Annotated in this window: 22 protein-coding genes and 2 pseudogenes; 10 read left to right on the top strand and 14 right to left on the bottom strand. The window is 68.8% G+C overall.

The annotated features are described in order from the left end of the window. Window positions 1-462: 462 nt before the first annotated feature. Window positions 463-1,059: an SDR family NAD(P)-dependent oxidoreductase gene (locus tag M2271_RS41595; RefSeq protein WP_280892672.1), complete on the bottom strand. Its 597-nt coding sequence runs from the start codon at window positions 1,057-1,059 to the stop codon at window positions 463-465. Between the two features lie 332 nt (window positions 1,060-1,391). Here M2271_RS41595 and M2271_RS41590 point away from each other — a divergent pair. Then, window positions 1,392-1,532 (top strand): annotated as a pseudogene (locus M2271_RS41590) (IS110 family transposase); the annotation flags it as partial. Between the two features lie 97 nt (window positions 1,533-1,629). Here M2271_RS41590 and M2271_RS41585 read toward each other — a convergent pair. Beyond that, window positions 1,630-2,187, bottom strand: coding sequence for an antibiotic biosynthesis monooxygenase (locus M2271_RS41585; protein ID WP_280892671.1), 558 nt, complete (start codon window positions 2,185-2,187; stop codon window positions 1,630-1,632). Between the two features lie 101 nt (window positions 2,188-2,288). Beyond that, a complete protein-coding gene (locus tag M2271_RS41580) occupies window positions 2,289-3,188 on the bottom strand; it encodes a helix-turn-helix transcriptional regulator (protein WP_280892670.1) in 900 nt (299 codons plus the stop codon). 101 nt (window positions 3,189-3,289) lie between these two features. On the opposite strand from M2271_RS41580, the gene M2271_RS41575 reads away from it, so the two are divergent. From M2271_RS41575 to M2271_RS41565, 3 genes are all read left to right on the top strand, one after another. Next, on the top strand, window positions 3,290-4,525 hold the full coding sequence (locus M2271_RS41575; RefSeq protein WP_280892669.1) for an MFS transporter: 1,236 nt from the start codon (window positions 3,290-3,292) through the stop codon (window positions 4,523-4,525). A 106-nt stretch (window positions 4,526-4,631) separates the two neighbouring features. Then, window positions 4,632-5,291 carry an SDR family NAD(P)-dependent oxidoreductase gene (locus tag M2271_RS41570; RefSeq protein ID WP_280892668.1) on the top strand — a complete coding sequence of 220 codons (660 nt, stop codon included), beginning with the start codon at window positions 4,632-4,634 and terminating at the stop codon, window positions 5,289-5,291. Window positions 5,292-5,628: 337 nt separating this feature from the next. Then, window positions 5,629-6,408, top strand: a complete 780-nt coding sequence (locus M2271_RS41565) for an SDR family oxidoreductase (RefSeq protein ID WP_280892667.1) — start codon at window positions 5,629-5,631, stop codon at window positions 6,406-6,408. 248 nt (window positions 6,409-6,656) lie between these two features. Here M2271_RS41565 and M2271_RS41560 read toward each other — a convergent pair whose 3' ends face one another. The 7 genes from M2271_RS41560 to M2271_RS41530 form a co-directional block, all read right to left on the bottom strand. After that, a complete protein-coding gene (locus tag M2271_RS41560) occupies window positions 6,657-7,382 on the bottom strand; it encodes an SDR family NAD(P)-dependent oxidoreductase (RefSeq protein ID WP_280892666.1) in 726 nt (241 codons plus the stop codon). Window positions 7,383-7,540: 158 nt separating this feature from the next. Next, complete coding sequence (locus M2271_RS41555) at window positions 7,541-7,867, bottom strand: carboxymuconolactone decarboxylase family protein (RefSeq protein ID WP_280892665.1); 327 nt, start codon at window positions 7,865-7,867, stop codon at window positions 7,541-7,543. A gap of 84 nt (window positions 7,868-7,951) precedes the next feature. Beyond that, window positions 7,952-8,359, bottom strand: a complete 408-nt coding sequence (locus tag M2271_RS41550; RefSeq protein ID WP_280892664.1) for a cupin domain-containing protein — start codon at window positions 8,357-8,359, stop codon at window positions 7,952-7,954. Window positions 8,360-8,423: 64 nt separating this feature from the next. Next, the gene (locus M2271_RS41545; protein ID WP_280892663.1) at window positions 8,424-9,440 is read right to left on the bottom strand and encodes a zinc-dependent alcohol dehydrogenase family protein; all 1,017 of its coding nucleotides are present in this window, start codon (window positions 9,438-9,440) and stop codon (window positions 8,424-8,426) included. Window positions 9,441-10,341: 901 nt separating this feature from the next. Continuing rightward, window positions 10,342-11,508, bottom strand: a complete 1,167-nt coding sequence (locus M2271_RS41540) for an RICIN domain-containing protein (protein WP_280892662.1) — start codon at window positions 11,506-11,508, stop codon at window positions 10,342-10,344. A gap of 2,007 nt (window positions 11,509-13,515) precedes the next feature. Continuing rightward, complete coding sequence (locus M2271_RS41535; protein WP_280892661.1) at window positions 13,516-14,709, bottom strand: acyl-CoA dehydrogenase family protein; 1,194 nt, start codon at window positions 14,707-14,709, stop codon at window positions 13,516-13,518. A gap of 243 nt (window positions 14,710-14,952) precedes the next feature. Continuing rightward, window positions 14,953-15,327, bottom strand: coding sequence for a ferredoxin (locus M2271_RS41530; protein ID WP_280892660.1), 375 nt, complete (start codon window positions 15,325-15,327; stop codon window positions 14,953-14,955). Window positions 15,328-15,542: 215 nt separating this feature from the next. Between M2271_RS41530 and M2271_RS41525 the strand changes: the two genes are divergently transcribed. The 4 genes from M2271_RS41525 to M2271_RS41510 all read left to right on the top strand — a co-directional run bounded on the left by M2271_RS41525 (window position 15,543) and on the right by M2271_RS41510 (window position 18,219). Then, complete coding sequence (locus M2271_RS41525; RefSeq protein ID WP_280892659.1) at window positions 15,543-15,953, top strand: VOC family protein; 411 nt, start codon at window positions 15,543-15,545, stop codon at window positions 15,951-15,953. Window positions 15,954-16,174: 221 nt separating this feature from the next. Next, entirely contained in the window at window positions 16,175-17,167 is a 993-nt protein-coding gene (gene dhaK, locus M2271_RS41520; protein WP_280892658.1) for a dihydroxyacetone kinase subunit DhaK, read from the top strand. Between the two features lie 49 nt (window positions 17,168-17,216). Then, window positions 17,217-17,816, top strand: a complete 600-nt coding sequence (dhaL, locus tag M2271_RS41515) for a dihydroxyacetone kinase subunit DhaL (protein WP_280892673.1) — start codon at window positions 17,217-17,219, stop codon at window positions 17,814-17,816. Continuing rightward, a complete protein-coding gene (locus M2271_RS41510; protein WP_280892657.1) occupies window positions 17,809-18,219 on the top strand; it encodes a PTS fructose transporter subunit IIA in 411 nt (136 codons plus the stop codon). Before dhaL ends, M2271_RS41510 begins: the two co-directional genes overlap by 8 nt. Before the next feature lie 246 nt (window positions 18,220-18,465). Here M2271_RS41510 and M2271_RS41505 read toward each other — a convergent pair whose 3' ends face one another. Beyond that, complete coding sequence (locus tag M2271_RS41505; protein ID WP_280892656.1) at window positions 18,466-19,200, bottom strand: glycoside hydrolase family 75 protein; 735 nt, start codon at window positions 19,198-19,200, stop codon at window positions 18,466-18,468. 503 nt (window positions 19,201-19,703) lie between these two features. Here M2271_RS41505 and M2271_RS41500 point away from each other — a divergent pair. Further along, a complete protein-coding gene (locus M2271_RS41500) occupies window positions 19,704-20,261 on the top strand; it encodes a hypothetical protein (protein WP_280892655.1) in 558 nt (185 codons plus the stop codon). A 228-nt stretch (window positions 20,262-20,489) separates the two neighbouring features. On the opposite strand, the gene M2271_RS41495 is transcribed toward M2271_RS41500, so the two are convergent. Next, window positions 20,490-20,867 (bottom strand): hypothetical protein, encoded by a 378-nt coding sequence (locus M2271_RS41495; RefSeq protein ID WP_280892654.1) that lies wholly within the window; start codon window positions 20,865-20,867, stop codon window positions 20,490-20,492. Between the two features lie 185 nt (window positions 20,868-21,052). Here M2271_RS41495 and M2271_RS41490 point away from each other — a divergent pair, with 185 nt between their 5' ends. Beyond that, window positions 21,053-21,277 carry a hypothetical protein gene (locus M2271_RS41490; RefSeq protein WP_280892653.1) on the top strand — a complete coding sequence of 75 codons (225 nt, stop codon included), beginning with the start codon at window positions 21,053-21,055 and terminating at the stop codon, window positions 21,275-21,277. A 53-nt stretch (window positions 21,278-21,330) separates the two neighbouring features. Here M2271_RS41490 and M2271_RS41485 read toward each other — a convergent pair. Next, window positions 21,331-21,535 (bottom strand): annotated as a pseudogene (locus M2271_RS41485) (cation/H(+) antiporter); the annotation flags it as partial. Window positions 21,536-21,747: 212 nt separating this feature from the next. Further along, window positions 21,748-22,623, bottom strand: coding sequence for a hypothetical protein (locus M2271_RS41480; protein ID WP_280892652.1), 876 nt, complete (start codon window positions 22,621-22,623; stop codon window positions 21,748-21,750). Between the last annotated feature and the right edge of the window lie 284 nt (window positions 22,624-22,907).

Raw genomic sequence — 22,907 nt, 5'->3', positions numbered from 1 at the left:
CTGCCACCGACACACCCTGACAGCCACACGCTGCCCGGTACAGCACCCGGACGGCGCGTCACGACAGGGCGAACGTTGCCTGATGCGGCACTAGCAGACTATGAGGCGGAGCGGCTCGCGCCTGCGCAGACGCTCGTCCTGTCCGGGCAGGCGTTCACACGGTCGTTCGCACCCTCAGCATGAGCCAGATCGAACTCGATGATCTCCCCAGTGAGAACTGGGCATGAGCATTCGACCTTGCACGAGAGGGTCCGTCAACTTGCTGACGGACCCTCTCCCCGGACACTCACACGCTTCCCACCGCTACGGGACCCCGACGTGGTCTGAGTAGACCCCGTCGCCCGTCACCGTGGCCGATAGCGGTGCCGTCTGGTCAGTTGTGGTGACGGACGCGGCGACGGGCTGTGGGGCGGCCCGAACTCACCTCTGCGGTGTGGGGTTGGGACTCGGCTTCAGTGGCGTTCAGGCGTTGGTGTCGTCGTAGGCCAGATCGCTGCCGAGTTCGCGGGAGGCTTCGGCTTGTGCGAGGAGTTCCTGAGCCTTTGCCTTGACTCCTTCGATGGCGTCCGCGCCGGCCACGAACCGCTGAAGGGGCTTGTCCTGGTCGGCGACGGCCAGCAGGGCACGAGCGAGCTTGGCGGGGTCGCCTGGCTGCTGGCCGTTGATGCTCTTCCAGGCGGCGACAGTGCCGGTGGTGCGTTCGGCGTAGTCGTCGATGGTCGGCACGGGCCAGATGGTGGAGCCGTCGACGAGCAGTTCGGTGCGGAAGAAACCGGGTTCCACAACGGTGGTGTGAATGTTGTAGGGCTCAACGTCGTAGCGCAGTGATTCCATCCAGCCCTCGATGCCGAACTTAGAGGCCGCGTAAGCGACGCAGAACTCCTGACCGATGATGCCGGCAAGGGAGGAGAGGGTAATGACATGGCCGGCGCGCTGCTTGCGCATGACCGGCAGGATGGCGCGGGTGACGTTCATCGGGCCGAAGAGGTTCGTCTCGATCTGCTGACGCATCTGCGCGGGCGGGATCTCCTCGAAGTAGCCGGCGACCGCGACGTTCACCTTCGCCGCCGACCGGACTGGTCTGTACGCCCCTGCGCATCCGCTACTCCAACCCGGAGCAGGCCGAGTCCACCCACTACGACACGCGGTGCTATCCGGATCGTGCACCCGGCCGTCATGGCGCCGCTGCTGGTGTGGACGATGCGCACGGTCATGGACCTGTCGGAGGACATCCTGGCCGCCGCCCGCGAGCACCGCCGGCTGCTTGCCGCCATCCCTGACCGCGCCGCACCCGGCGGCTCCGAAATTACCTCGGTCTACTTGCGGGGTCTGCTCGCGGCCGGAAAGCGGCCGCCCGCCAGCGGCGCCTCGGGCGCCAGATGCTGGAGTACTTCCCGGCCCTGGAACGGGCCTTCGACTACAAGGAATCAAAGGCGTCCTTGGTGCTGTTGACGGCCTACTAGACCCCGGCCGCCCTGCGCCGGATCGGGAAGTACCGGCTCGCGACCTGGTTGAAGAACCGCAAGGTCCGGTTCGTTCACCGAAGCCCTGGTTGGCTCACTGATCCCGCCGCGCGTCACCGACCTGGACTTCGCCATGAGCGCGCTGCTCGTCATCCTGGCCCTTTGGCTACGGTTCGGGCCGCCGCCGCGGGTAGAGCCAGCCCCGCAGAGCCTTCGTCACCAGCGGCATGACTCCGTACGTCATCGCAGTGAGCAGCACGATGGGGAACACCATGGAACGCAACAATAGCGGCCAGGTCGCCAGGCGTGGCAGCACAAACGCCGTCATCAGAACGACGAGCGGGTACGCGCCCACGAGCGTTGCGAGGAGTTGCTTCCATCGCGGAGGCGGAACAATGGCCTGCCTTCCTGGCAGAACGAACCAGCTCTCCAGACCGCTGGCGCGCTGAATGTCGAGGCTTGAGAACTCCTCTGCTTCCTGTACGAGCTGGTCACGTTCCTTCGATTTGTCCCAGGCGCGTACACCGTTCTCGTCGGGAAACTGGGCGATCAACACCCGGCGTGCCGGGTCGGCGGAATCGGGAGTGAGGAACGTGTGTCCGGTCGCGCCGTAGCGTGCGGAGGCGGAGACTACGCGGTGCGCCCACTCCTCGTAGTCGCTCTCGCGCCCCGGGACCACATCCCTGGTGATGACTACAGTGACCGTGCCGCGCTCGGACCCCATCGGTTCCCCTCTCGCCCGCCTGGTTGTGCGGGAAAACGCTACGGCGAATTTATCGGCGTGAACGATATTGCGACGATCTCCCTCAAGAATGTGCCTTTGCCTTACTCGTGAGGCGAGGGGGCGGCTTGGGGGTGCGTGTCGGCATTGTTGTCCTGGCTGGCTGCCCAGGAGGCGAGCAGGGTGAGGTTGTCGTGGGAGGTGGTGCCCGGTTCGGCGGTGTAGACGATCATGGTCAGGCCGGGTTCGGCGGCCGGTCCAAGGAGGTCGTAGCGCAGGTCGAGGTCGCCGACGACGGGGTGGTGGAAGTGTTTGGTGCCGCGGCCGTAGGCGCGTACGTCGTGGCGGGCCCACAGCTGGCGGAAGGTGTCGCTGCGGGTGGACAACTCACCGATGAGGTCGGTGAGGTTGCGGTCATAGGGAGTGGCGCCGGCGGCGGCGCGCAGGTGGGCGACGAGATCGGCGGCGACGCGGTCCCAGTCCCGCCAGAACCGCTCGGCCTGGGCATCGAGGAAAGTGAACCGCGCCAGATTCGGCGCTGTGCGCACGTCGGTGTAGATCACGCTGTACAGGGCCCGGGCCAGGGGATTGGCGGCGACCACGTCGAGAGTGGGGCTGCGCACCAGGGCGGGGACACCGACGAGGGCGTCGAGGACGCTCTGCAGCTGCGGGGCGATCGCCGCAGGCGGGCTACGCCGCGGCCGGGAGGGAGCGGAAGACACCTGTCCAGCGCGGGCGAGGGCGATCAGGTGGGCCTGCTCGGTCTCGTCGAGCTGAAGCGCACGGGCGATAGCGTGCACGACGCTGTCGGAGGCGTTGGTGAGCGCACCGCGCTCCAGGCGGATGTAGTAGTCGACACTGAGCCCGGCGAGGGCGGCGACCTCTTCGCGGCGCAGCCCGGGCACGCGCCGCTTGCGTCCGGCCACGGGCAGCCCGACCGACTGTGGGCTGATCCGTGCCCTGCGGGAGGCGAGGAATTCCTGGATCTGGCGGCGATGGTCCATGTCTTCCACGGTAGGCACCCCTGTCGTGGTTAAGGAGGACTTGCCAGTACCCCCTTTAACGCGTCCTGCCGCACTGCCGGAGATGTTGGTTGCCTTGAAGCATGACGAACAAGACCACGGCTGCGGACACCACACGGGTGTCTGCGCATCACGTTTCCGCTCCTGTCGCGCGCGGCATGAACGGCGGTCTGACGCTGCTGTTCGCGCTCGCCGGTGGCGCCGCGGTCGGCAACCTGTACTGGGCCCAGCCCCTGCTCAGCACGATCGCCCGCTCGCTGCACATCAGCTCCGGCTCGGCCGGGCTGCTGGTCACCCTGACGCAGATCGGCTACGCCATCGGCGCGTTCTTGGTGGTGCCGCTGGGTGACCGGCTCAACCGGAGCCGGCTCATTCCCGTGATCATGCTGGCGTCGGCCCTCGCCCTGGCAGCCAGTGCCGTCGCGCCGGGCTTCACGGCTCTGCTGGTCACCTTCGCGCTGGTCGGAGTGACGACGGTGGCAGGGCAGTTGCTGATCCCGCTGGCGGGTGATCTGGCCCGCGACGACCAGCGCGGCCGGGTCGTCGGCACCGTCGCGTCCGGGATCCTCATCGGCATTTTGGTGTCGAGGGCGATCAGCGGCGTGGTCGCCGACGCATTCGGCTGGCGCACCATCTACTGGGTGGCCGCCGCTCTCATGGTCGTCCTCGCCATGGTCCTGGCCCGCGTGCTGCCGACGATGCCGTCGCGGACTTCTACCAGTTATCCGGCCCTGCTGGCCTCGGTGATCACCACCGTGCGCCGCCACCGGTCGGTGCAGGTCACGCTGTTCCTGGGCGTCATCGCGATGATGGTATTCACCCTGTTCTGGACCGCCCTGACGTTCCTGCTCAGCGCCGCCCCGTTCGACTGGTCCGCCTCCCAGATCGGTCTGATCAGCCTCGTCGGCCTCGTCGGCGCGCTCGCCGCCCAGCGAGCCGGTCGGCTGCACGACCGCGGCTGGTCGGTGCCGGCCACTGGTACAGGGCTCCTGCTGGCCCTGGCCTCGGTCCTCCTCAGCGCCACCGGCGCCCACTCGATCATCATCGTCCTGATCGTGGTCCTGCTGCTGAACACGGCGATCCAGGCGGTCAACGTGCTCAACCAGACCCGGTTGATGAGCATTGAGCCGCAAAGCCGCAGCCGGCTCAACACCGCCTTCGTCACCTGCAACTTCATCGGCGGCACCATCGGCTCCGCGCTGGCGGCCGCCCTCTGGCAGACCGGCGGATGGGCCCTGGTGATGGGCGGCGCCGCCATCATGCTCGCCCTCGCGCTCATCGTCTGGGCGGTTGCGCGCCGGACGCTGAGCGTTGCCTGACGCTTCCCCCCGACCCGCGCATCTGCCACAGATCAGCAAAGCCACACAGAACGCCCACTGCGAAAAGGGTGCCCCTCTACCTGGCGCTCTCCTCGAAAGGACCACCATGGCCCTCGGAACCGCAATCATCGTCGGCGTCGGACCCGGCCTCGGCCTAGCGCTCACCCGCACGTTCGCCCATGCCGGACATCCGGTCGCAATGCTCGCCCGTGACAAGACGAAGCTGGACGCCTACGCCGCCGAACTCACCTCCACCGGCCACGACGTGCGCGGCTACGCCGCAGACGCAGCCGACCCCGACAGCCTGCGCGCAGCGCTGCACACCGCTATCACCGAACTGGGCGAACCTGACGTGCTCGTCTACAACGCCGGCGTGGTCCGCGAGGACGCGCCTCTTGGCGGCGACGACCAGGACTGGGCCAACGTCACAGCCGTCAACGTCCTGGGAGCCAGGGTCGCGGCCGACGCCGTCCTGCCCCAACTGCGTGAGGGCCGCGGAAGCCTGCTGTTCACCGGCGGCGGTCTCGCACTGTTCCCCTCCCCGCAGTACACGTCGCTGTCCGTCGGCAAGGCCGCACTGCGCGCGTACGTCCAGGCACTGCACGCGCAGCTGGCAGGAACGGGCGTGCACGCCACCAGCATCACGATCGCCGGAGCCATCGGCGGCGACGAGGAACGCTTCGATGCGGCCGTCCTCGCCCAGGCATACCTAGACCTGCACCAGCAGCCCGAGACGCAATGGCAGCACGAACTGCTACGCGACTGACCCGCACTCTGCAGGACTGCACGTCAACCGCGGGGCGTGTCGGCCGCGATGGCCCGCTCGGGGCATCGCGCGGCCGGACATGGCAGCCTTCGACGGGCTCGACACCGCTGAGCGCGGCGGTTCGAACCCCCGACATCGTCGACGCGCGGTTCTTCCCCGACGCCTGAGCCACCGGCTTGCGCACATCTCCACGATCAGCAAAAGCCACACGAACGAAGAGCGCCCTCAGCGATGGCGTGTGCACACCCCGCCCGTGTCCCGGCCGCGTACGGTGCCCTGCCGAACGGGCTCACCGAGCGCCCTGACGGCACTGGCAAGCAATCTCTTGGGAGATCTCATGAATCAGACGAATACGCAGATCTTTGACCTGTCGGAACAGGTCGCGATCGTCACGGGTGCAGGCAACGGCATCGGCGCGGCCATCGCCTCGCGTCTCGCCGGCGCCGGCGCGCGTGTCGTCGTGGCCGATATCAGCGAGGAGGCCGCGACCAGTACCGTCGACGCGATCCGAGCAGAGGGAGGCACGGCTGCCCCCTTCCGGGCCGACGCGGCCTCGATCCCGGACAGCGAGAACCTGGTGCGTTTCGCCGAGTCCCAGTTCGGACGCCTGGACACACTGGTCAACAACGCCGGCGTCTACAGCTACGTGCCGCTGCTCGATCTTTCCGAGGCGCAGTGGGACCGCATGATCGACGTCAACATGAAGGGGCTGATGTTCCAGAGCCAGGCATTCGTGCGCGCCCTGCGCGCTCGCGAGCGCGCGGGGACGATCATCAACCTCGCGTCTACCGGCGGATTCAAGCCGAACATCGACTTCGAGACCTATGACGCATCCAAGGGCGGTGTCGTCATGCTCACCAGGTCGCTCGCGCTGAACCTCGCCAAGTTCGGCATCCGGGTGAACGCAATCGCGCCCGGCCTGATCCGCACGCCCGGTGTGGACGCGATGGACGATTCCTCGAGTGAGAACGTCAACCAGATCATCGAACGCGTTCCGCTGCGGCGGCTCGGGGAACCCGACGATGTCGCGAAGGTTGCACTCTTCCTGGCGAGCGACGCCGCGAGCTACATGACCGGCAGCATCGTCGTCGTCGACGGAGGAAACCTCATCGGATGACGACGCAGACGCCCATACGTTCACAATGTCTTGCGAGTCCGGCACGCTTCGGTCAGCACGCGGCCGGCCGAAGGGCAGGGAAGCAGGCCCCGCCGCGGTGGACGCAAACGGCGTCCACCGGCCCGGGCCCAGAGGGAACGTGAGAAGCCTCCCGGCAGGTGCCGGGAGGCTTCTCACACACGTGGCGCCGTCCCGCCGTCACTCGCGCATGCGGCGGCCGGGGCCGCCGACGGCCAACCCCTCACCGCTCACAGCGCGGTGCCCGTCTCCTCAGCCAGCGTCTGCAGGAGGCGGTCCTGAAACCCCTCGTCGTGGACGGCGCGGTGTGGCTGCTGCCGCTGGCGGTGGTACCAGTACCCACCGGTAGTCAGCGCCTCGGGATCGTCGCTCGTCGCGAGCCACTCCTGCGTGCGATGGCCGAGTTCCAGATCGTCCGGCGCGCTCGGCCCACCCATTTTCGTCGGCACCCAGCCCGGGTCCACGGCATTGCTCAGCACGCCGGGGCGCAAGCGGGCCACGGCGGCCGCGAGGGCCGTGACGAACAACTTGCTGTCGGAATACGAGCCCGCGCTCACGCCTCGCCAGTCGACCCCGTTCAGCGAGGGATGCCCGCCGAAGTGTGAGCTGCTGCTGAGGTACACCAGCCGACGCGGCCCGCGCAGCAGGGCCGTGAGCAGGTACGGGGCGACGATGTTGACCGGCATGACGGGGCGTCCGCTCCACACGCCGGCATTGTGGATGACCGCATCCAGCGGCTCGACGTCGTTCAGCTCGGCGGCGATACGCCGTACGGCATCACGGTCGGTGAAGTCGCCCACCACCAGGTGCGCCCCGCGGCCCACCAGCGCGTCGAGACCCTCTGCCCGCTCCTGGTTGCGGGCGTGGACGATGACGTCGTGTCCTGCAGACAGCAGGGAATCGGCCCCGGCGCGGCCCAGACCGTCGGCCGAACCGGTCACCAGGATCCGGCTCACGAGCGCTCCGCCCTGCGCATGACTACTCCTCGCATCTGGGTGTTCCTTCCCTTCATTGTTGCCCGCCGGGTCCGAGCGGGCTTCGCTGGAGTGCCTCGTGCCGCCGGGCGTGAAGTCGCCCGGCGGCACGAAGGAGTTCGCAGGAGTTTCGACGGCGCTCAGGCCGCAAAGACCTGCTTCGCGACAGTGATCGCCGTCATGGCCTTGGGCCAGCCTGCGTAGAAGGCGAGATGGGTGATTGCCTCGACGAGCTCGGTCTCAGTGACGCCGTTCTCCTTGGCCCGTCCAAGGTGGAAGGCGAGCTGGTCGGCGTCGCCTCCGGCCACGAGGACGGCGACGGTGATCAGACTGCGGTCGCGGGCGGCCAGGTCGGGACGGTTCCACACGTCCTCGAACAGGACGTCGTCGGTGAGCTCGGCGAGCTTGGGGGCGATGTCGCCGATCGTGCGGCGTCCGCCGCCGATCTGCTTCGGCTGGTCAGTCATGCAATGTCCTTCCACGGGCAGCCGAGGCCACTCGCTGCCCTTCCTGCCCGGTGCAGAGACCGAGACGAATGGCGGATGGTCGGGTCAGTGGCTGCGGGGGCGGCTGTACTGCTCGGTGGTGACCGCTTCGTTCCAGGTGGTCTCCTCGCTGCCGTCGCCCTTGCCCTCCCACATGGCGATGTGCTCCATGAACCGGTCGGGGGTGGCGCCGTGCCAGTGCTCCTCGTTCGGAGGGCAGGTGACAGTCTGGCCGGGGTGTGCTTCGAGGACGGTGCCGTCACGGGTGCCGATCAGGGCGATGCCGGAGACCACATGCAGGGTCTGGCCCAGCACGTGGGAGTGCCAGTGGGTGCGGGCAGCGGGGGAGAAGCGGACCAGGTTGGCGCGCATCCGGGACGGCTCCTGGCCGGCGTAGATCACGTCGAACCAGACGTCGCCGGTGAACCAGGCCGCAGGGGCCTTGACGGTGTCCTGCGGGGTGACGAATTGCATGGTTTCTCTCTTCATCAAGTGGGGTGGCCAGTCAGTGGGTGCCAAGGCGAGCGGTTGCGACGGCTCACACCCGCAGCAGGGCCTTGATCGCCCGGCGTTCGTCCATGGCCTTGTACGCCTCGGCGGCCTCGTCCAGGGGAAGGGCGAGGTCGAAGACCTTGCCGGGGTCGATCTCCCGCTTGAAGATCAGGTCGATCAGCTCCGGCAGGTACTGGCGCACCGGGGCGGGTCCGCCGTGCAGGTGGACGTGGGAGAAGAACAGCTGCTGTCCGTCCAGGGCGACGTCGTGGGAGACGCCGACGAAGCCGACGTGCCCGCCTGCACGGGTCGAGCCGATGGCCTGCAGCATCGACTGCTGGGTTCCCACAGCCTCGATGACCGAGTGCGCGCCCAGGCCACCGGTCAGCTCCTTGATCCGGGCAACGCCCTCGTCGCCGCGTTCGGTGACTATGTCGGTGGCACCGAAGTCGCGGGCCAGGCGCTGCCGGGACTCGTGGCGGCTCATCGCGATGATCCGCTCCGCACCGAGCTGCTTGGCAGCCAGGACGGCAAGCAGGCCGACCGCGCCGTCACCGACCACCGCGACCGTCTTCCCCGGACCGGCCTGGGCCGCGATGGCGCCGAACCAGCCGGTCCCCAGCACATCGGAGGCCGCCAGGAAGCTGGGAATCAAGTCATCGGACGGCATCTCAGAGGTGGCGACCAGCGTGCCGTCGGCGAGCGGAACGCGCATGTACTGCGCCTGCGCTCCGCCCACCAACTCGCGGTGGACGCAGGACGACTGATAGCCGGCCCGGCAGATCTCGCAGGTGTTGTCGGAGGCAAAGAACGAGCCGATCACGAACTGACCCGGCTGAACATTCCTCACCTCGCTGCCGACCTCTTCGACAACACCCACATACTCGTGGCCCATCGCAGCCGGTTCCTCCACGGCTTCGGCCCCGCGATAGGGCCACAGGTCCGACCCGCACACGCAACTCGCCGACAGGCGGATCACCGCGTCGGTCGGGTGGAGGATCTTGGGGTCCTCGCGCTGTTCCACCCGGACATCCCCGGGGGCATGCATCACGACACCGCGCATGGCTGCTGCTCCTAACATGTTGCGATCGGCCGCTGGAGGTGCTCCCCGGGACATCGGCCATTGAAAGGCCGAGTGCCGCGGCCAGGGACGCAAGGCGCTGCCGGCCGACCTCGTTGTCACCCGAATCGCCTGCCCAAGGCGGCCTGTACTAAAAACTGCGACCTCCTCCTCCCCCGCCAACGGCGCAAGCAGAGGAGATCCACACCCTCCAGGTAACCCGCTCCACGCTCCGATAGGCAGGCCCTGCGAAGGGGGGTCTGACAGGGCACCCCTCCCGCCAAACGCACCCCGTACCGTCAAGACATGGATGACCGCGCCCAAGCCCGCGAGTTCCTATCCGCGCGCCGCGCCAAGATCGCCCGCCAACTGCCCAGCCAAGAGCAGGACTTACATGTTGGCCGCGCCACGGCGTGAATGGGTCAACACCGCGTACGCACCCGCTTCCGGCAGCCTCAGCGTCGTGCTCCTCGGGACTGGTCATCCGACCTGTGGGCCGCACGAGCACCTTGTTCGTGGGGCTAGTCGACTTCGCCGCCGCGTCGATGATTGGTGGCGCACCGTCGCCCTTCGGTAGCTTTGACCTTGACCCACGATGGGCTCGCAGGGAGGACGCTGGGACAAGGAGCAGCTTCGCTGCCACCTCGCTCGGCGGCTTACCGCATGGTGGGCTTCCCCATGTCCGGTCGGCGGCACTGTGAAATGCGACCCGCCGCCCGAACATACGAGCGGCCGAGTCGCTGTCCCCTTGTCCTCCCGAAGAGCTATGCGCTGGCGGAGACGTGGTTACAGGCGCAGTTGGGTCCCCGCGCCATCGAACAACGGATGGGTGTCGAGGCAGTTGACGATGCAGCGCGCCTCGTCCTCCACCCGGTCCGCACCGCGGTTACCGGGTTCTGGCGCCTCAGACGACCATCCACTGCTGGTTGGCGCCAGCGGTGCACGTCGCCTGATCCAGGGCGGCGCCGTTGGCGGTCGACGCCCCTGCAACCTCCAGGCACTTGCCGCTGCCCATGTTGGTGAAGGTGACGTAGCCGCCGATCACCGCCGTCCTCGTCCACAGCTGGTGCGGGGCCCCAGTGCATGTCGACTGGACGGCGACCGCGCCGTCGGCGGTGGAGGCACCGGAGATCTGCAGGCATTTGCCGCTATTGACGTTCATGAGCTGGTAGTTGGAACCGACTGCGGTGGGGACCCACTGCTGGTTGGCACCGGAGTTGCAGTTGCCGGAGTTGACCGCTGCGCCGTCCGCGGTGCTCAGGGACCAGACGTCCGCGCATTTGGCGCTGTTGCGGTTCAGCAGGTGGTTGTTGGCGGCACCGAGCGGACTGGCGATGACGGGCCAGCCGCCCGCGAAGGTCACCTGGCGGATGTCGAGTGTCTCCTGACCGGAGTTGTCGCCATCGTAGTAATGATAGGCGAGGAACTTGGACGTGCCGTCGTCGTAGGCGTCGGCACCGCCGGCGGCCACCTTGGGGTAGGCACCGGTCAGGACGGTGGTCCCGCCGCCGGAGGCCATGCCCGTGCCGTTCTGGTCGAGGTACGGGCCGGTGATGCTGGTGGATCGGCCGACCACGGTGTAGTAGGTGCTGTTGGTCCCGCTGCAGCACAGGCCCTTCGACCCGAAGAGGTAGTAGTAGCCGCGGTGGCAAGCCAGGGCACGGTCTGCGGAGTAGCAGAAGCGTGTTACGGCGCGTAGCACCGTGTGAGAGAGCGTCTGGTGGCTAATCTCGTGATCACCGATGCGGATAGGCCGGGTGATGCCGAGCGCTTGGCCGGTCTTCCAGGCGGGCCGGCGGGGGCCGTTGAGCCGGCCGGCATAGCGGTGGCCGAGTGCTGCGTACGCCGTTGCGTGGGCGGTCTTGCACATCACCGTTCGGGGGAAGCGATTGGCTGCGTCGCGGGCGATGTCCTTGTTGAAAGCGAGGTAGCGACCGCGTCGTTTGGTGCTGGCGGCGAGCATCGCCAGGGTGGTGGTCTTGCCGGTACCCGCCCCTGCCTGCAGAACGAGGTGATGCCCTGCTCGGAAGATGTCAAGGGCTTGGACCTGCTCATCGGTCGGGATGGGCACAAAAGGCTCCTCAGGAAGGGGTGGAGCAGGACTGGCTGTGGCCGCTGGGCAGCCGGTTGTCACGACTGAGGAGAGTGCTCGCTGCACAGGCCAGCAGTTCTTCCGGGGAGTGCTGGACCAACAGCCCTTCAACCGGGTCATCAGCCGGCGGACGCGATCTTCTTTGTGCTGGGCAACAGCGTCGATCACAATTTGCCTGAGGAAGTCCCGGGGCCGTTGCCCGCAGACGTCCGCAGCCAGGCCGATGGTGGTGCGGGCGTGGTGACTGAGAGCGAAGTTCAGCAGGACACAGCCCTGTCTGTCTGGGTAATGGGTAGTCAGGACATCGATGGGCAATACGGCATCGAGTCGACGCCGAAGTGTTCGCAGGGCACGCCCAGAAGTCTTTGCGCGCTGCAGAGTCAGCAGTCGGGTGCGGTCGTTGTTGCTGGCCAGAGCCACGAGACGACGTGCGCGGCGCAGTTCACAGGCGCTGGCAGGCCGGGTAAGGGTGATCTCGATCGCGTGGTGCGTGGTGCGCGGTCACGGTTGCGTCGCCTTCCTGCTCCAGCCGGCAGGCCCTTGGCGTCGGGTGAGTGTCGGGAGCCGGGTGTGGATGTGCTCGTGGTGGATGAGAGGGTCGAAGGGCTCCCACTCGGGCCTGGACTGTGGAGCTGCGGCCAGGTTCTGGCGGGCCGCAGCTGGTGTGTCAGCAGTGCGACCACCGAGGCGTGCTGCTCGCCGCCGTATCCGCGCGCTCCGCAGCGCTCGAGCATCTGGCCGGACACGCCCGGCGCGACGCCCTGCCGTCATACATGTGCACCTGCCAGTGCCACGAGCGAGGTTGCCGCTGGCACCCCCGTCACCGCGGCTGCGCCGGCCCCGTCCATCTGCTTCTCGCACGCGAGCGGGGAGGACGGCTCTGGCGTCTCGCCGATGCCTGTACGGCCTGCGCGTCGGTGACGGCGCAGGCCGCCGTGGTTCCGGAAACCTTCCTACGCGTTGCCATGGCATCGTCAGGCGGAACCTCGCGGCGTCCCAAACGACGGTCCAGAGGGCCGGGCGACCAGATTCGGGTGCGGGAGATGCTCAGCTACTTGGCCGCATCCCTGCCTAGCCACACAGGGGCTGCAGCCCGGCTGCTCTCCGTGCAGTGTGCACTGCGCATGGACTCCGAAGGGAAGATCCGGATGCCCGCTGGGGTCCTACGCAGTCTTCGCATTGGCCGCGATCCGTTCCCGTGGAGCGAGCTGGAGCAGGCTGGGTGGCTCCGCAGAACGCTGGCTGCCGCGGGCTCTACCGACCGGATGGTGGGCGCCCAAATCTTCGACGGCGGGTTGTTTGCTCAGCGTCCCGCACGTCCAGACCGCAGGAGCGCTGCCGACTGGGCGCTGCGCTCGGCAAGAGGTGGCTGCGTGGGCAACGGCGACCCGCCTCTGAGGCTGACCGCCCTCTGCCTTACGGCGCACACCGACTTCTCAACCGGTCGCGGGTGTGCCGACGTGGACCGGATTGCGCGTGAGTGTGGACTCATTCCTGAGGCTCTGTTCCCTGCGCTCGACCAATTGGTGACATTCCTCGCCTCCTGGACCGTGGCCCTCGCCTCGGGAGATCTGCAATGGGAGCTACTGCCGACGGCAAATCAAGATCAGCGGGCGACCGATTCGACGCCGGCGTGAATCCCGAGCGCTGAGGCGACCAGCCTAGGCTCGACCCGTTACATCCCAGCAGACCGGTCGCCGAACATGTCGTGGAGAGAGGCCCTGAACTCCCTCTACGAGGATCACCTCACGCACCGCGACCTGATGTTGCAAATCGCCACTCCACCAGACCTTCCGCACCCGATCCACGTAATGGGCCAACAGCACCACCACGGCTGTTGCGCGAGATCGCGACACACTTGAAGATCAAGCTGGGCGAAGCCATCAAGACCTGACCGGCGAGGCCTGGAACACACCGGAGGGCTGGGTTGATCATGGTGCCAACTATCCTCGGTATGTGACAACTAACGTCGGTGGTCACAAGACGCTAACGCCGCACCCTCGGCATCCCCAGTCCGATCCACGAAATGATCTCCCGCTGGATCTCGTTGTTGCCGCCGCCGAAGGTGAAGATCACCGCCGAGCGGTAGCCGCGTTCCAGTTCGCCGTGGAGAACGGCGCCCGCCGAGCCCTCCTTCAGGGCACCCGCCGCACCGACGATCTCCATCAGCCAGGCATAGGCATCCCGGCGGGCCTCGGAGCCGTACACCTTGACCGCGGAGGCGTCGTGCGGGGTGAGGGTGCCGTCCTGGACGGCGTTCACCATCTGCCAGTTGAGGAGCTTGAGGGCGTCCAGCCGGGTGTGGGTGCGGGCCAGCAGGCGGCGTACCCACGGGAGGTCGGCGACGCGGCGGCCGTCGGCGACCTTGGTCTCCATGGCCCAGCGCTGCACGTCGTGCAGGGCTCGGATCGCCATGGTGCCGTGGGCGGCGAGGGTGACCCGCTCGTGGTTGAGCTGGTTGGTGATCAGCCGCCAGCCCCCGTTCTCCTCGCCGACCCGGTGGGAGACAGGGACACGGACGTTCTCGTAGTAGCTGGCGGTGGTGTCGTGCGAGGCGAGGGTGTTGATGACGGTGCAGGAGTAGCCGGGGGCGGTGGTCGGCATCAGGAGCATGGTGATGCCCTTGTGCGGCGGGGCGTCCGGGTCGGTGCGGACCGCGAGCCAGACCCAGTCGGCGGTGTCGCCGTTGGTGGTCCAGATCTTCTGCCCGTTGACGACGTACTCTCCCCCACTCTCGTCCCCACCGTCGCGTACCGCACGGGTCTTCAGGGAGGCCAGGTCGGTGCCGGCGTCGGGTTCGCTGTAGCCGATCGCGAAGTCGATCTCGCCGGAGAGGATCTTCGGCAGGAAGTACGCCTTCTGTTCGTCCGTGCCGTACCGCATGATCGTCGGCCCGACGGTGTTCAGTGCCATCAGCGGCAGCGGGACACCGGCCTGGGCGGCCTCGTCGAAGAAGATGAACTGCTCCATCGCCGTCAGCCCCCGGCCGCCGTACTCCTTCGGCCAGCCCACACCGAGCCGGCCGTCCTGGCCGAGCCGGCGGATCGTGTCGCGGTAGAAGCGCTTCTGGGCCGTCCGGTCGGTGAAGCGGGCATGGGCGTTGTCCGGCACCAGTTCGGCGAAGTAGGCACGCAGTTCGGTGCGCAGCCGCTGCTGCTCGGGCGTGTGATCGAGATGCACGGCGCCTCCAGGCTCCCAGGCCGGTCCTGACGGCGCACACGGTAGAACGTGTTTCAGAAATTGGGAATGGGCAGGCGCACCCCGTCCGCGCCGGGTCCGGGACCACCGTCCCGTGAGCGTGGCCGAGCGGTCCACGTCCGGCCGTGCGATGCACGGTCACATGACGGGTCAACGGTCACATGACGGGTCACACGAGGTGCCTATAAAGCAGCACGTTCACATGAGCGTGGCCATGAAACAGGGTCACACGAGCGTGGCCATGAAGTCGGAGCACGCCTGGGCGCACTCCCTGCACACCTTCGCGCTGTCCTCGGCACCTGGGTACCGGTCGAAGACGTGCGCGCCCTCCAGGCATACCGACCGGCACCACTCCAGCTGCACCCGGATGCCGTCCTCGTCGAGGCGGTTCTGCTCGGACAGCACACGGCAGGTCGCGTCGCAGACCTCGGCGCACATGATGCCCTTGCGTCGTACGAGTTCCTGTTCCTCGATACCGTCCGGATCCACGAGACTGGCGCGCAACGCGCATGCCCGTGCGCACTCGGTGCACGCCTGGGCGCAGGCGAACCTGTCCTCGAGGAACCGGAAGAGTTCCTGCTGCGATGCCGTCGTTGTCACACCTGGCGGGTAGCCGTCGCCGATCGCGCCAAACCCGTCGCTCGCCAGGGTTTCCGCCGGTCGGAGCCCGCCGTCCGGATGACGGCCGGGCTGAGCCGGTTCGTCGGCGGCGGTCGGGCCGGCCGGGCTGTGGGTGGTCCCGCGCGGCAGGCCGTTGTCGGTGCCCCGCGCTAATCTGCGCGTATCCGACCATTCAGCCCGCTTCAGGAGGTTTCATGGCTTCGCGCCTCAACCCGTACCTCAGCTTCGACGGCGATGCCCGGCAGGCGATGGAGTTCTACCAGGAGGTCTTCGGCGGCACGCTGAAGGTCAGCACCTTCGGGGAGTTCGGCCAGAAGGACGCCCCGGAGTCGGACAAGATCATGCACGGCATGCTGGAGACCCCGAGCGGGTTCACCCTGATGGGCGCCGACAACCCACCGGGCATGGAGCACACCCCGGGCAACACCTTCTCGGTGAGTCTCAGCGGTGACGACGACACCGAACTGCGCGGCTACTGGGAAAAGCTGTCCGCCGGCGGTTCCGTGTCCGTCCCCCTGGAGAAGCAGATGTGGGGCGACGTGTTCGGCATGTGCACCGACCGCTTCGGCATCCCCTGGTTGGTCAACATCACCGAGCGGACCTGACCGGCCTCCACTCGGGCGCCCCCGGACGCCGGGGGCGCCTCGGCGCGTCGGCGTCCACACACGTGACCGGCGCTCGCTCAGGATCGATACTTCCGAGAGCAGGCGGTCCGAACCCGCTTGCGACCGCTGTGGCCCGACACGATCAAAAACTGCTTTCAGCGTGATTGCCTGGGAAGACACAGGTCATTGACACATCCGCTGATCTCATTCGGAGGTTTCCCATGAGGATGCTCATCAACGTTGCTGAGACCGTCGTCGCCGACGCGCTGCGCGGTGTGGCGGCCGCGCATCCCGAGTTGACCGTCGATGTCGAGAACCGGGTGATCGTACGACGGGACGCACCCGTGGCCGGGAAGGTCGGGCTGGTGTCCGGTGGGGGGTCGGGGCACGAGCCGTTGCACGGGGGGTTCGTGGGGCCCGGGATGCTCTCGGCGGCCTGCCCGGGTGAGGTGTTCACCTCCCCGGTACCGGACCAGATGGTGCGGGCCGCGGCAGCCGTGGACAGCGGGGCCGGGGTGCTGTTCATCGTGAAGAACTACACGGGCGACGTGCTCAACTTCGACATGGCGGCCGAACTCGCCGAGGACGAGGGCATCCGGGTCGCCAAGGTACTGGTCAACGACGACGTGGCGGTGGTCGACAGCCTCTACACCGCCGGGCGGCGCGGCACGGGTGCGACGCTGTTCGTGGAGAAGATCGCGGGGGCCGCAGCGGAGGAGGGGCAGCCGCTGGAGCAGGTGGAGGCGGTGGCCCGGCAGGTCAACGAGAACTCCCGCAGCTTCGGTGTCGCGCTCAGCGCCTGCACCACGCCCGCCAAGGGCGGCCCCACCTTCGACCTGCCGGCCGGCGAGCTGGAGCTGGGCGTCGGCATCCACGGCGAGCCGGGCCGGGAGCGTCGGGCGATGATGACCTCGCGGGAGATCGCCGACTTCTCGGTCGGCGCGATCCTGGACGACATCAGCCCGCGCAACCCCGTCCTCGTCCTGGTCAACGGCATGGGTGCGACCCCGCTGCTGGAGCTGTACGGCTTCAACGCCGAGGTGCAGCGGGTACTCGCCGAGCGCGGTGTCGCCGTCGCCCACACCCTCGTCGGCAACTACGTCACCTCGCTCGACATGGCGGGCGCGTCGGTCACCCTGTGCCAGGTCGACGAGGAACTGCTCAGGCTCTGGAACGCGCCGGTGAAGACGCCGGGGCTGCGATGGGGCGTGTGAACCGGCGGGAGCCGACGAGCGCAACGTACCGACCATGCAAGGAGACCCAGTGCTCGACGCCGACTTCTTCCGCCGTTGGATGACGGCGACCGCCAGGTCCGTCGACCGTGAGGCGGAGCGGCTCACCGCCCTCGACTCGCCCATCGGGGACGCCGACCACGGCAGCAATATGCGGCGCGGGTTCACCGCGGTGACCGCGACCCTGGAGAAAGAGGCGCCCGATACTCCCGGCGCGGTCCTCACGCTCGCGGGACGTCAGCTCATCTCCACCGTCGGTGGCGCGTCCGGGCCGCTCTACGGGACACTGCTGCGCCGCACGGGCAAGGCCCTGGGGGACGCCCGCGAGGTCAGCGAGGAGCAGTTCGCCGAGGCGCTGCGCGCCGGGGTGGACGCGGTGATGACTCTCGGGGGTGCCGCACCCGGCGACAAGACCATGATCGACGCGTTGGTACCCGCCGTCGACGCGCTCGGCGACAGCTTCGCCGCGGCCCGGTCGGCCGCCGAGGAGGGCGCCCTGGCGACCACGCCGTTGCAGGCCCGTAAGGGCAGGGCGAGCTATCTCGGGGAGCGCAGCATCGGACATCAGGACCCGGGCGCCACGTCGGCGTCGCTCCTGGTCGCCGGGCTCGTGGAGGCGGCCGGTGAGTGACGAGAAGCTGGTCGGGATCGTGCTCGTGTCGCACAGCGCGGAGGTCGCCGTGTCGGTTGCCGAGCTGGCGAAGGGCCTCGCGGGCGGCGGTGCCCCGGTGCCCGTCGCTCCGGCGGGCGGCACCGAGGACGGAGGCCTCGGGACCAGCGCGGAGCTGATCGCCGCCGCGGCCGCCTCCGTGGACCGGGGTGCCGGAGTCGCCGTCCTCGCCGACCTCGGAAGCGCGGTGCTCACCGTGAAGGCGCTGCTCGCGGAGGGCGACGAACTCCCGGGCGGCACGCGGCTGGTGGACGCTCCGTTCGTCGAGGGAGCGGTGGCCGCGGTCGTCACCGCGGCCACCGGGGCGGACATCGCGGCGGTGGAGGCGGCGGCCGCGGAGGCGTACACGTACCGGAAGGTCTGACCTCATCGGGCACAGCTGCTTGGCACGCCGTCGGCCTCGGCCGCCGGCGTAACCCCGAGGAGCGGGCGGGCGGTGTAAAGCCCGAGGAGTAGGGCGGGCGGTGCAACCCCGGGGAGCAGGGCGGGCGTCACCGAGCGGCGCCCGCCCTGCTCAGGCAGTGGCTCGCACCGCCCACGCAGTCGTTCACACCGCCCAGGAAGTGGTTCACACTGCCCAGGAAGTGGCTCGCACCGCCTCAGCCGTGGCTCACTCGCCGTGCGCGAACTTCCGCGCGAGCCGCTCCCCGATCGTCACGGCCCTTGCGTGGTCCTCGATCGGGGTCACCCGGCTGTCCTTGAAGGCGATGTAGGTGACGTCGGAGTCGGTACCGCCGCCGCTCGGGTCGGGGTGGATACCGAGGGCCTTGGCGGTGGCGTAGGAAGCCTCGCCGATGATGTCGGTCGGGCCGACGTCACCGACCACCGCGTACCGCACCCGGTCGCGATGGAGAACGGCGACGACCGAGCCGCCGTGGACGCCGCTCGCCCGGTGGTCCCAGATGCGGCTCGGGGCGGGCACGACGACATAAGGAAGGTCTTCGGCGCTCAGCTGACGGCCGTCGGACTGCTGGTAGGCCGTGGCGTCGGAGAAGAGGGGGTCGGTACGGCGGTTGCACAGGCGGCCCGGTCGCCCGTCGCAGTCGATGTCCATGTCGCCCTGCCAGAACACGGCGTCCCGGGTACCGCAGACCGGGATCATCGCGGGCCCACCGTCGTCACTGCGGTAGCGACCACGGGAGACGGGCCCGCAGTCACGCACCTTGGCCATCAGGTCGGCGGCGCGGATGTCGCCCTCCTGCCGCTCCCCGCTTCCTCCGTGGGCCACCGGGCTTCCGTGGGCCATCCGGCCCCCGTGGACCAAAGGTTCGGCGGCGGGGGCGGGAAGCGTCGTCGGGGGGAGCAGGGCGACGCCTGCGGCCAGCGTCAGGGACGGGAGACGCACGATAGGGGACCCTCTCCAGGGGGGGGAAGCTGACGGACACTCAGCCCAATCTGGTGCCGTCCGGATCACATGGCCACCGTTAGAGAGCCGGACGGTGCACGTCCGCGGACTCCCGACGGGGGCGGGCGCCGAAGCCCGCGACAACCGCGCGGTTCCGCGCCGCGGGACCGGGCGGCGGACTACAGCTTCCGCCTGGGGCCGGACACCGAGTCACGCACAAGGTGCGGATCCGGGCGAAGCTGCTGGACGGGGCGTGGGGCGGCTTCTCAGCGGACGGACGGTGCCGACCGAGCAGTAGCGGCGGCGGCAGCAGCAGCAGCAGCAGCGGACGAGCTGGACTGCGCCGGGCACTGCGCCGGGTGAAGGAACGCGTCACCTGGGCGGCGGCGGTCCACGTGCGGGCGGAGCCAGGAACACATTGGCTCTCCGTGAGGCGGCGCGGATTCCCCGACCCTCGGCGGCGCAAGGGATGTACCGCCAACCGTGCCGCGGAGGGCAGTCCCATGCACATTACTCAGCCACTCCTCCGTTCCTGCCTGACCGGGGCGGCCGCCGCTGGGCTGCCGCTCGCCCTGGCCGCGGGTCCGGCCGCGGCCGCTTCGGGGATCTCCGTGAGCACCAGCGGGTCCACGGTGTCGGTCACGACCAGCGCGTGCACCAGCGACAACAACGGTTTCGGCAGGGCCTCCCTGCTCACCAGCAGCCAGGCGAACTTCGCACAGGGCCGCCAGGTCGACCTGGCCGGCACCAACGCCGGCCAGTCGGCCCTGTGGTCCAGCGTGAGTCCGGGTACGTACACGGTGATCGTGATCTGCAACAGGGACGGGACGCAGGCGGGCAGCCAGTCCATCATCGTCTCCGCGGCCTCCACGCCCACGGTCTCGGCCACGTCCTCACCGTCGCCCTCGCCCTCGCCCTCGCTCGGCGTCATGGGTGGACTGGGCGGCAGCACAAAGGACTACGGCACGTTCACCCTGGCGGCCGGCGGGGCCCTGGTCGGAGCCGGCGTCCTCGCCACGGCCTGGTTTCTGCGCCGCCGCTCGAAGCCCTACCGACTCTGACCAACCAGCCCTACCCCCTCCTGCCCAGCCCGCCCTTCGAGCTCGATGAGATTGCCCTCGGCGACGGTGGTCGTCGGTGTCCGTGTGTCCGACTCGATGATCCGCACTACGGACCCTGCCCAGCCTGGGTCGCAGCGCATCAGCGTGCTGCACGTGCCCGACCTCGACCTCGTCGTGGCCGGAGACGTCATCCACAAACGCGACGCGGCGCGGCGCGTCACTCCGGGATCACGTGCTCTCAAGCCGTACGTGCAGCTCTTTCTCCTGGTCTCCGGAGGCGGTGGACAGGTCGTGTACGGAGAACAGGGAGTGCAGGGTGGTGCGGAAGCGGTCGATCGCCCAGTAGCCGCCCTGGGCATCGGCGATGACGGATGAGGAGAGCCGGGCGGGAGCGGCGCCCTCGTGCGCCTCGTGTACCTCGGTGACGTCGAACGTGCCGAGCCACACCGTCGGGCGGGTCTGCGAGAACTCCTCTGGTACGTCCTCGGCGCACCGGTCGGAATCGAAGCACCCGCACAGGGCGTCGAACACGATCCGGGCGTCCTGCTTGCTGCACCCGCTGATCTCCACCGAGACGGATTCCGGATGCGGTCGGTGACCGTCCATCGTGATCGCTCCTCTCGTGGACCACGGCACGGTGCACGGAAGCCCCGCGCAACCGTCCCACCCCCAGAAAACCACCAGCTCCGGCAGAGCACTAGCGGCGCAGCCGAACCCGTCCGGGGCGGGGGCCCTACTGGATTGGCGCCCACAGAGCTGCGTGACGGCCCGTCTCGGCGCATGGTGGTGCTATGGATGAGGATCCGCCCGTGGTCGTGCTCGCGCCCTCGCCGGACGGTGGTCGGCCGGTGACGGTTCACGGCGAGCGCGCAGGCATCGCTTACAGCCTCTTCGACGTGCTGGAATTCCTGCACCAGGCGGGCCTGCCCGCGCAGGACACGGCCGTCGACGATCCCACGCTGATCGAGTGGCGCGGCGGCGGTCCCTACGACTGGAACGGCACCGGGAGCGAGTAGCCGAACGTCTGCCCGTTGGCCAGAGCCGACCGTCCACCGGACCCGCAGATCGCGCCCGAGCGGCCCAGGTCGATGAGGATCTTCGTGACGATCGCGGAGGAGGAGATGCCGAGGACACCGGCGAGCACCTGCGCCTCCCGCACCCCCAGCCCAGTACGAACCCGAAGCCCAGGCCCGCGCCGACGTTCAGCAGCCGGTAGACGCCGCCCGCGGCAGGCGGCGGCCGCCGTTCTTCAGGTCGTCGAGCTGGAACTCCAGGAGTGCCTGACGGAGTGCGCTTCACGGGGGTGGATGCGGATACTCCTTCGGAGGTTTCGTACGGGGTCGGTCCGGGCCCGCCGGGCCCCGGTCGTACGGACCCGGGATCCCGGCGGTCCTTCACCGTCGTATCCGGCCAGCCCCCGCCACCATCGGTGCCGTCAACCATTTCCGAGGCCGGCCGCCGACAGCTCCCTGCGCTTCGGCGGTGCTCAACTCCGGTTGAAGCGGTACGTCTTGCTGTCCGTCAGCACACAGAATCCCGGCGATACGACGATCACGCGCAGGGTGCTGGTACGGCGGTCGTAGTCGATGCCCTCCGCCTCGAAGGTGCCGGAGCAGGAGCTGCGCAGCGGGAGTTGCCGCAGCGCGGTGACCCGGCCGGTGACGTCGGACGCGCCGTTCGGTTCGGCGGAGAGGTCGATCTGCAGCAGCGGCTTGGTGATGCCGAAGAGGCTGCCCGCCGGGTCGTCGGAGGAGCACAACAGCCGGGTGGGGCCGGAGAAGTCGCAGCCCTGTACGTCACGTACGTCGTGATCGAGCCGGACCGTGCTCACCTGCGGGAGGTTCGCCGACGGCGAGGTGCTCGGGTTGACCCCCGGGGTGGGGAAGACGAGCAGCCGGTTCATGGTGCCCCACTCCCCCGACAGCATCCACTGCCCGTCGGGCGAGACGGCGGCCCAGGAGTTGTTCAGCGCCTCGCCGGAGCCGAGCGTGTGCACGTACTCCGACCAGCCGCCGCCCGGCGACTGCACGCGGAACATCTTCGTGGTGCCGGAGTCCCGCTGGTAGGGCTCGATGTAGTGGCCGTCGTACGAGGCATCGGGGTCCCCCACATGGTTCCAGCCTCGGCTGCTCAGGCCGCCGGGGATGGTGCCGATGCCCGTGTACCGGTTGGCGGCGTTGGCAGGGACCTCGACCGAGGCGAGGCCCTGGCTCTCGGTCAGCGGGTCGGCACGGTCGGAGCCGACCTCGGTCCAGGTGTCGGCGGCGGAGGCCGGCGGGGCGGAGGCCAGCAGGGTGGCGGCGGCGAGGGAGACGAGGGTGGCGAGAACCGTGCGGCGACGGTGGCGGACGCGCTCGGACATGGAGACGACTCCTTGGTGGGGGCGGGCGTGGTCGGCCGACAGTCTGACCCGTCAAGATGGTCATGTACAGACCAACAGAAAAACGGTGGTTGTCGGCCCGGCCACGCCGCCTGGACCCACTACGGCCTGGCCCCCTGCCCCTCGCCCCCTGTCTCCTGCCCCTCGCCCCCTGTCCCCTGCCTGGCCTGCTAGGGCCTGCGTGGAGTTGCGATCTCGCGGGGCCCCGGCTCGGGAGGGGCGGGGCCTTTGGAGTAAAACTGTGGGGTGTCTCGACCTCAACTTTC

The sequence above is a fragment of the Streptomyces sp. LBL genome (assembly GCF_029893585.1).
GTDB lineage: Bacteria > Actinomycetota > Actinomycetes > Streptomycetales > Streptomycetaceae > Streptomyces.
Note: the sequence above shows the minus strand (reverse complement) of the source record. Positions and strands in the feature narration are given on the sequence as shown.

What these genes read in the sequence shown, in the direction of transcription:
- M2271_RS41585 (WP_280892671.1), bottom strand. Translation starts at nt 2,187, where the DNA reads ATGGGGTCCGAGCGCGGCACGGTCACTGTAGTCATCACCAGGGATGTG.
- M2271_RS41480 (WP_280892652.1), bottom strand. Translation starts at nt 22,623, where the DNA reads ATGTCCGAGCGCGTCCGCCACCGTCGCCGCACGGTTCTCGCCACCCTC.
- M2271_RS41525 (WP_280892659.1), top strand. Translation starts at nt 15,543, where the DNA reads ATGGCTTCGCGCCTCAACCCGTACCTCAGCTTCGACGGCGATGCCCGG.
- M2271_RS41580 (WP_280892670.1), bottom strand. Translation starts at nt 3,188, where the DNA reads ATGGACCATCGCCGCCAGATCCAGGAATTCCTCGCCTCCCGCAGGGCA.
- dhaK (WP_280892658.1), top strand. Translation starts at nt 16,175, where the DNA reads ATGAGGATGCTCATCAACGTTGCTGAGACCGTCGTCGCCGACGCGCTG.
- M2271_RS41565 (WP_280892667.1), top strand. Translation starts at nt 5,629, where the DNA reads ATGAATCAGACGAATACGCAGATCTTTGACCTGTCGGAACAGGTCGCG.
- M2271_RS41575 (WP_280892669.1), top strand. Translation starts at nt 3,290, where the DNA reads ATGACGAACAAGACCACGGCTGCGGACACCACACGGGTGTCTGCGCAT.
- M2271_RS41500 (WP_280892655.1), top strand. Translation starts at nt 19,704, where the DNA reads ATGCACATTACTCAGCCACTCCTCCGTTCCTGCCTGACCGGGGCGGCC.
- M2271_RS41570 (WP_280892668.1), top strand. Translation starts at nt 4,632, where the DNA reads ATGGCCCTCGGAACCGCAATCATCGTCGGCGTCGGACCCGGCCTCGGC.
- M2271_RS41490 (WP_280892653.1), top strand. Translation starts at nt 21,053, where the DNA reads ATGGATGAGGATCCGCCCGTGGTCGTGCTCGCGCCCTCGCCGGACGGT.
- M2271_RS41545 (WP_280892663.1), bottom strand. Translation starts at nt 9,440, where the DNA reads ATGCGCGGTGTCGTGATGCATGCCCCCGGGGATGTCCGGGTGGAACAG.
- M2271_RS41555 (WP_280892665.1), bottom strand. Translation starts at nt 7,867, where the DNA reads ATGACTGACCAGCCGAAGCAGATCGGCGGCGGACGCCGCACGATCGGC.
- M2271_RS41550 (WP_280892664.1), bottom strand. Translation starts at nt 8,359, where the DNA reads ATGCAATTCGTCACCCCGCAGGACACCGTCAAGGCCCCTGCGGCCTGG.
- M2271_RS41495 (WP_280892654.1), bottom strand. Translation starts at nt 20,867, where the DNA reads ATGGACGGTCACCGACCGCATCCGGAATCCGTCTCGGTGGAGATCAGC.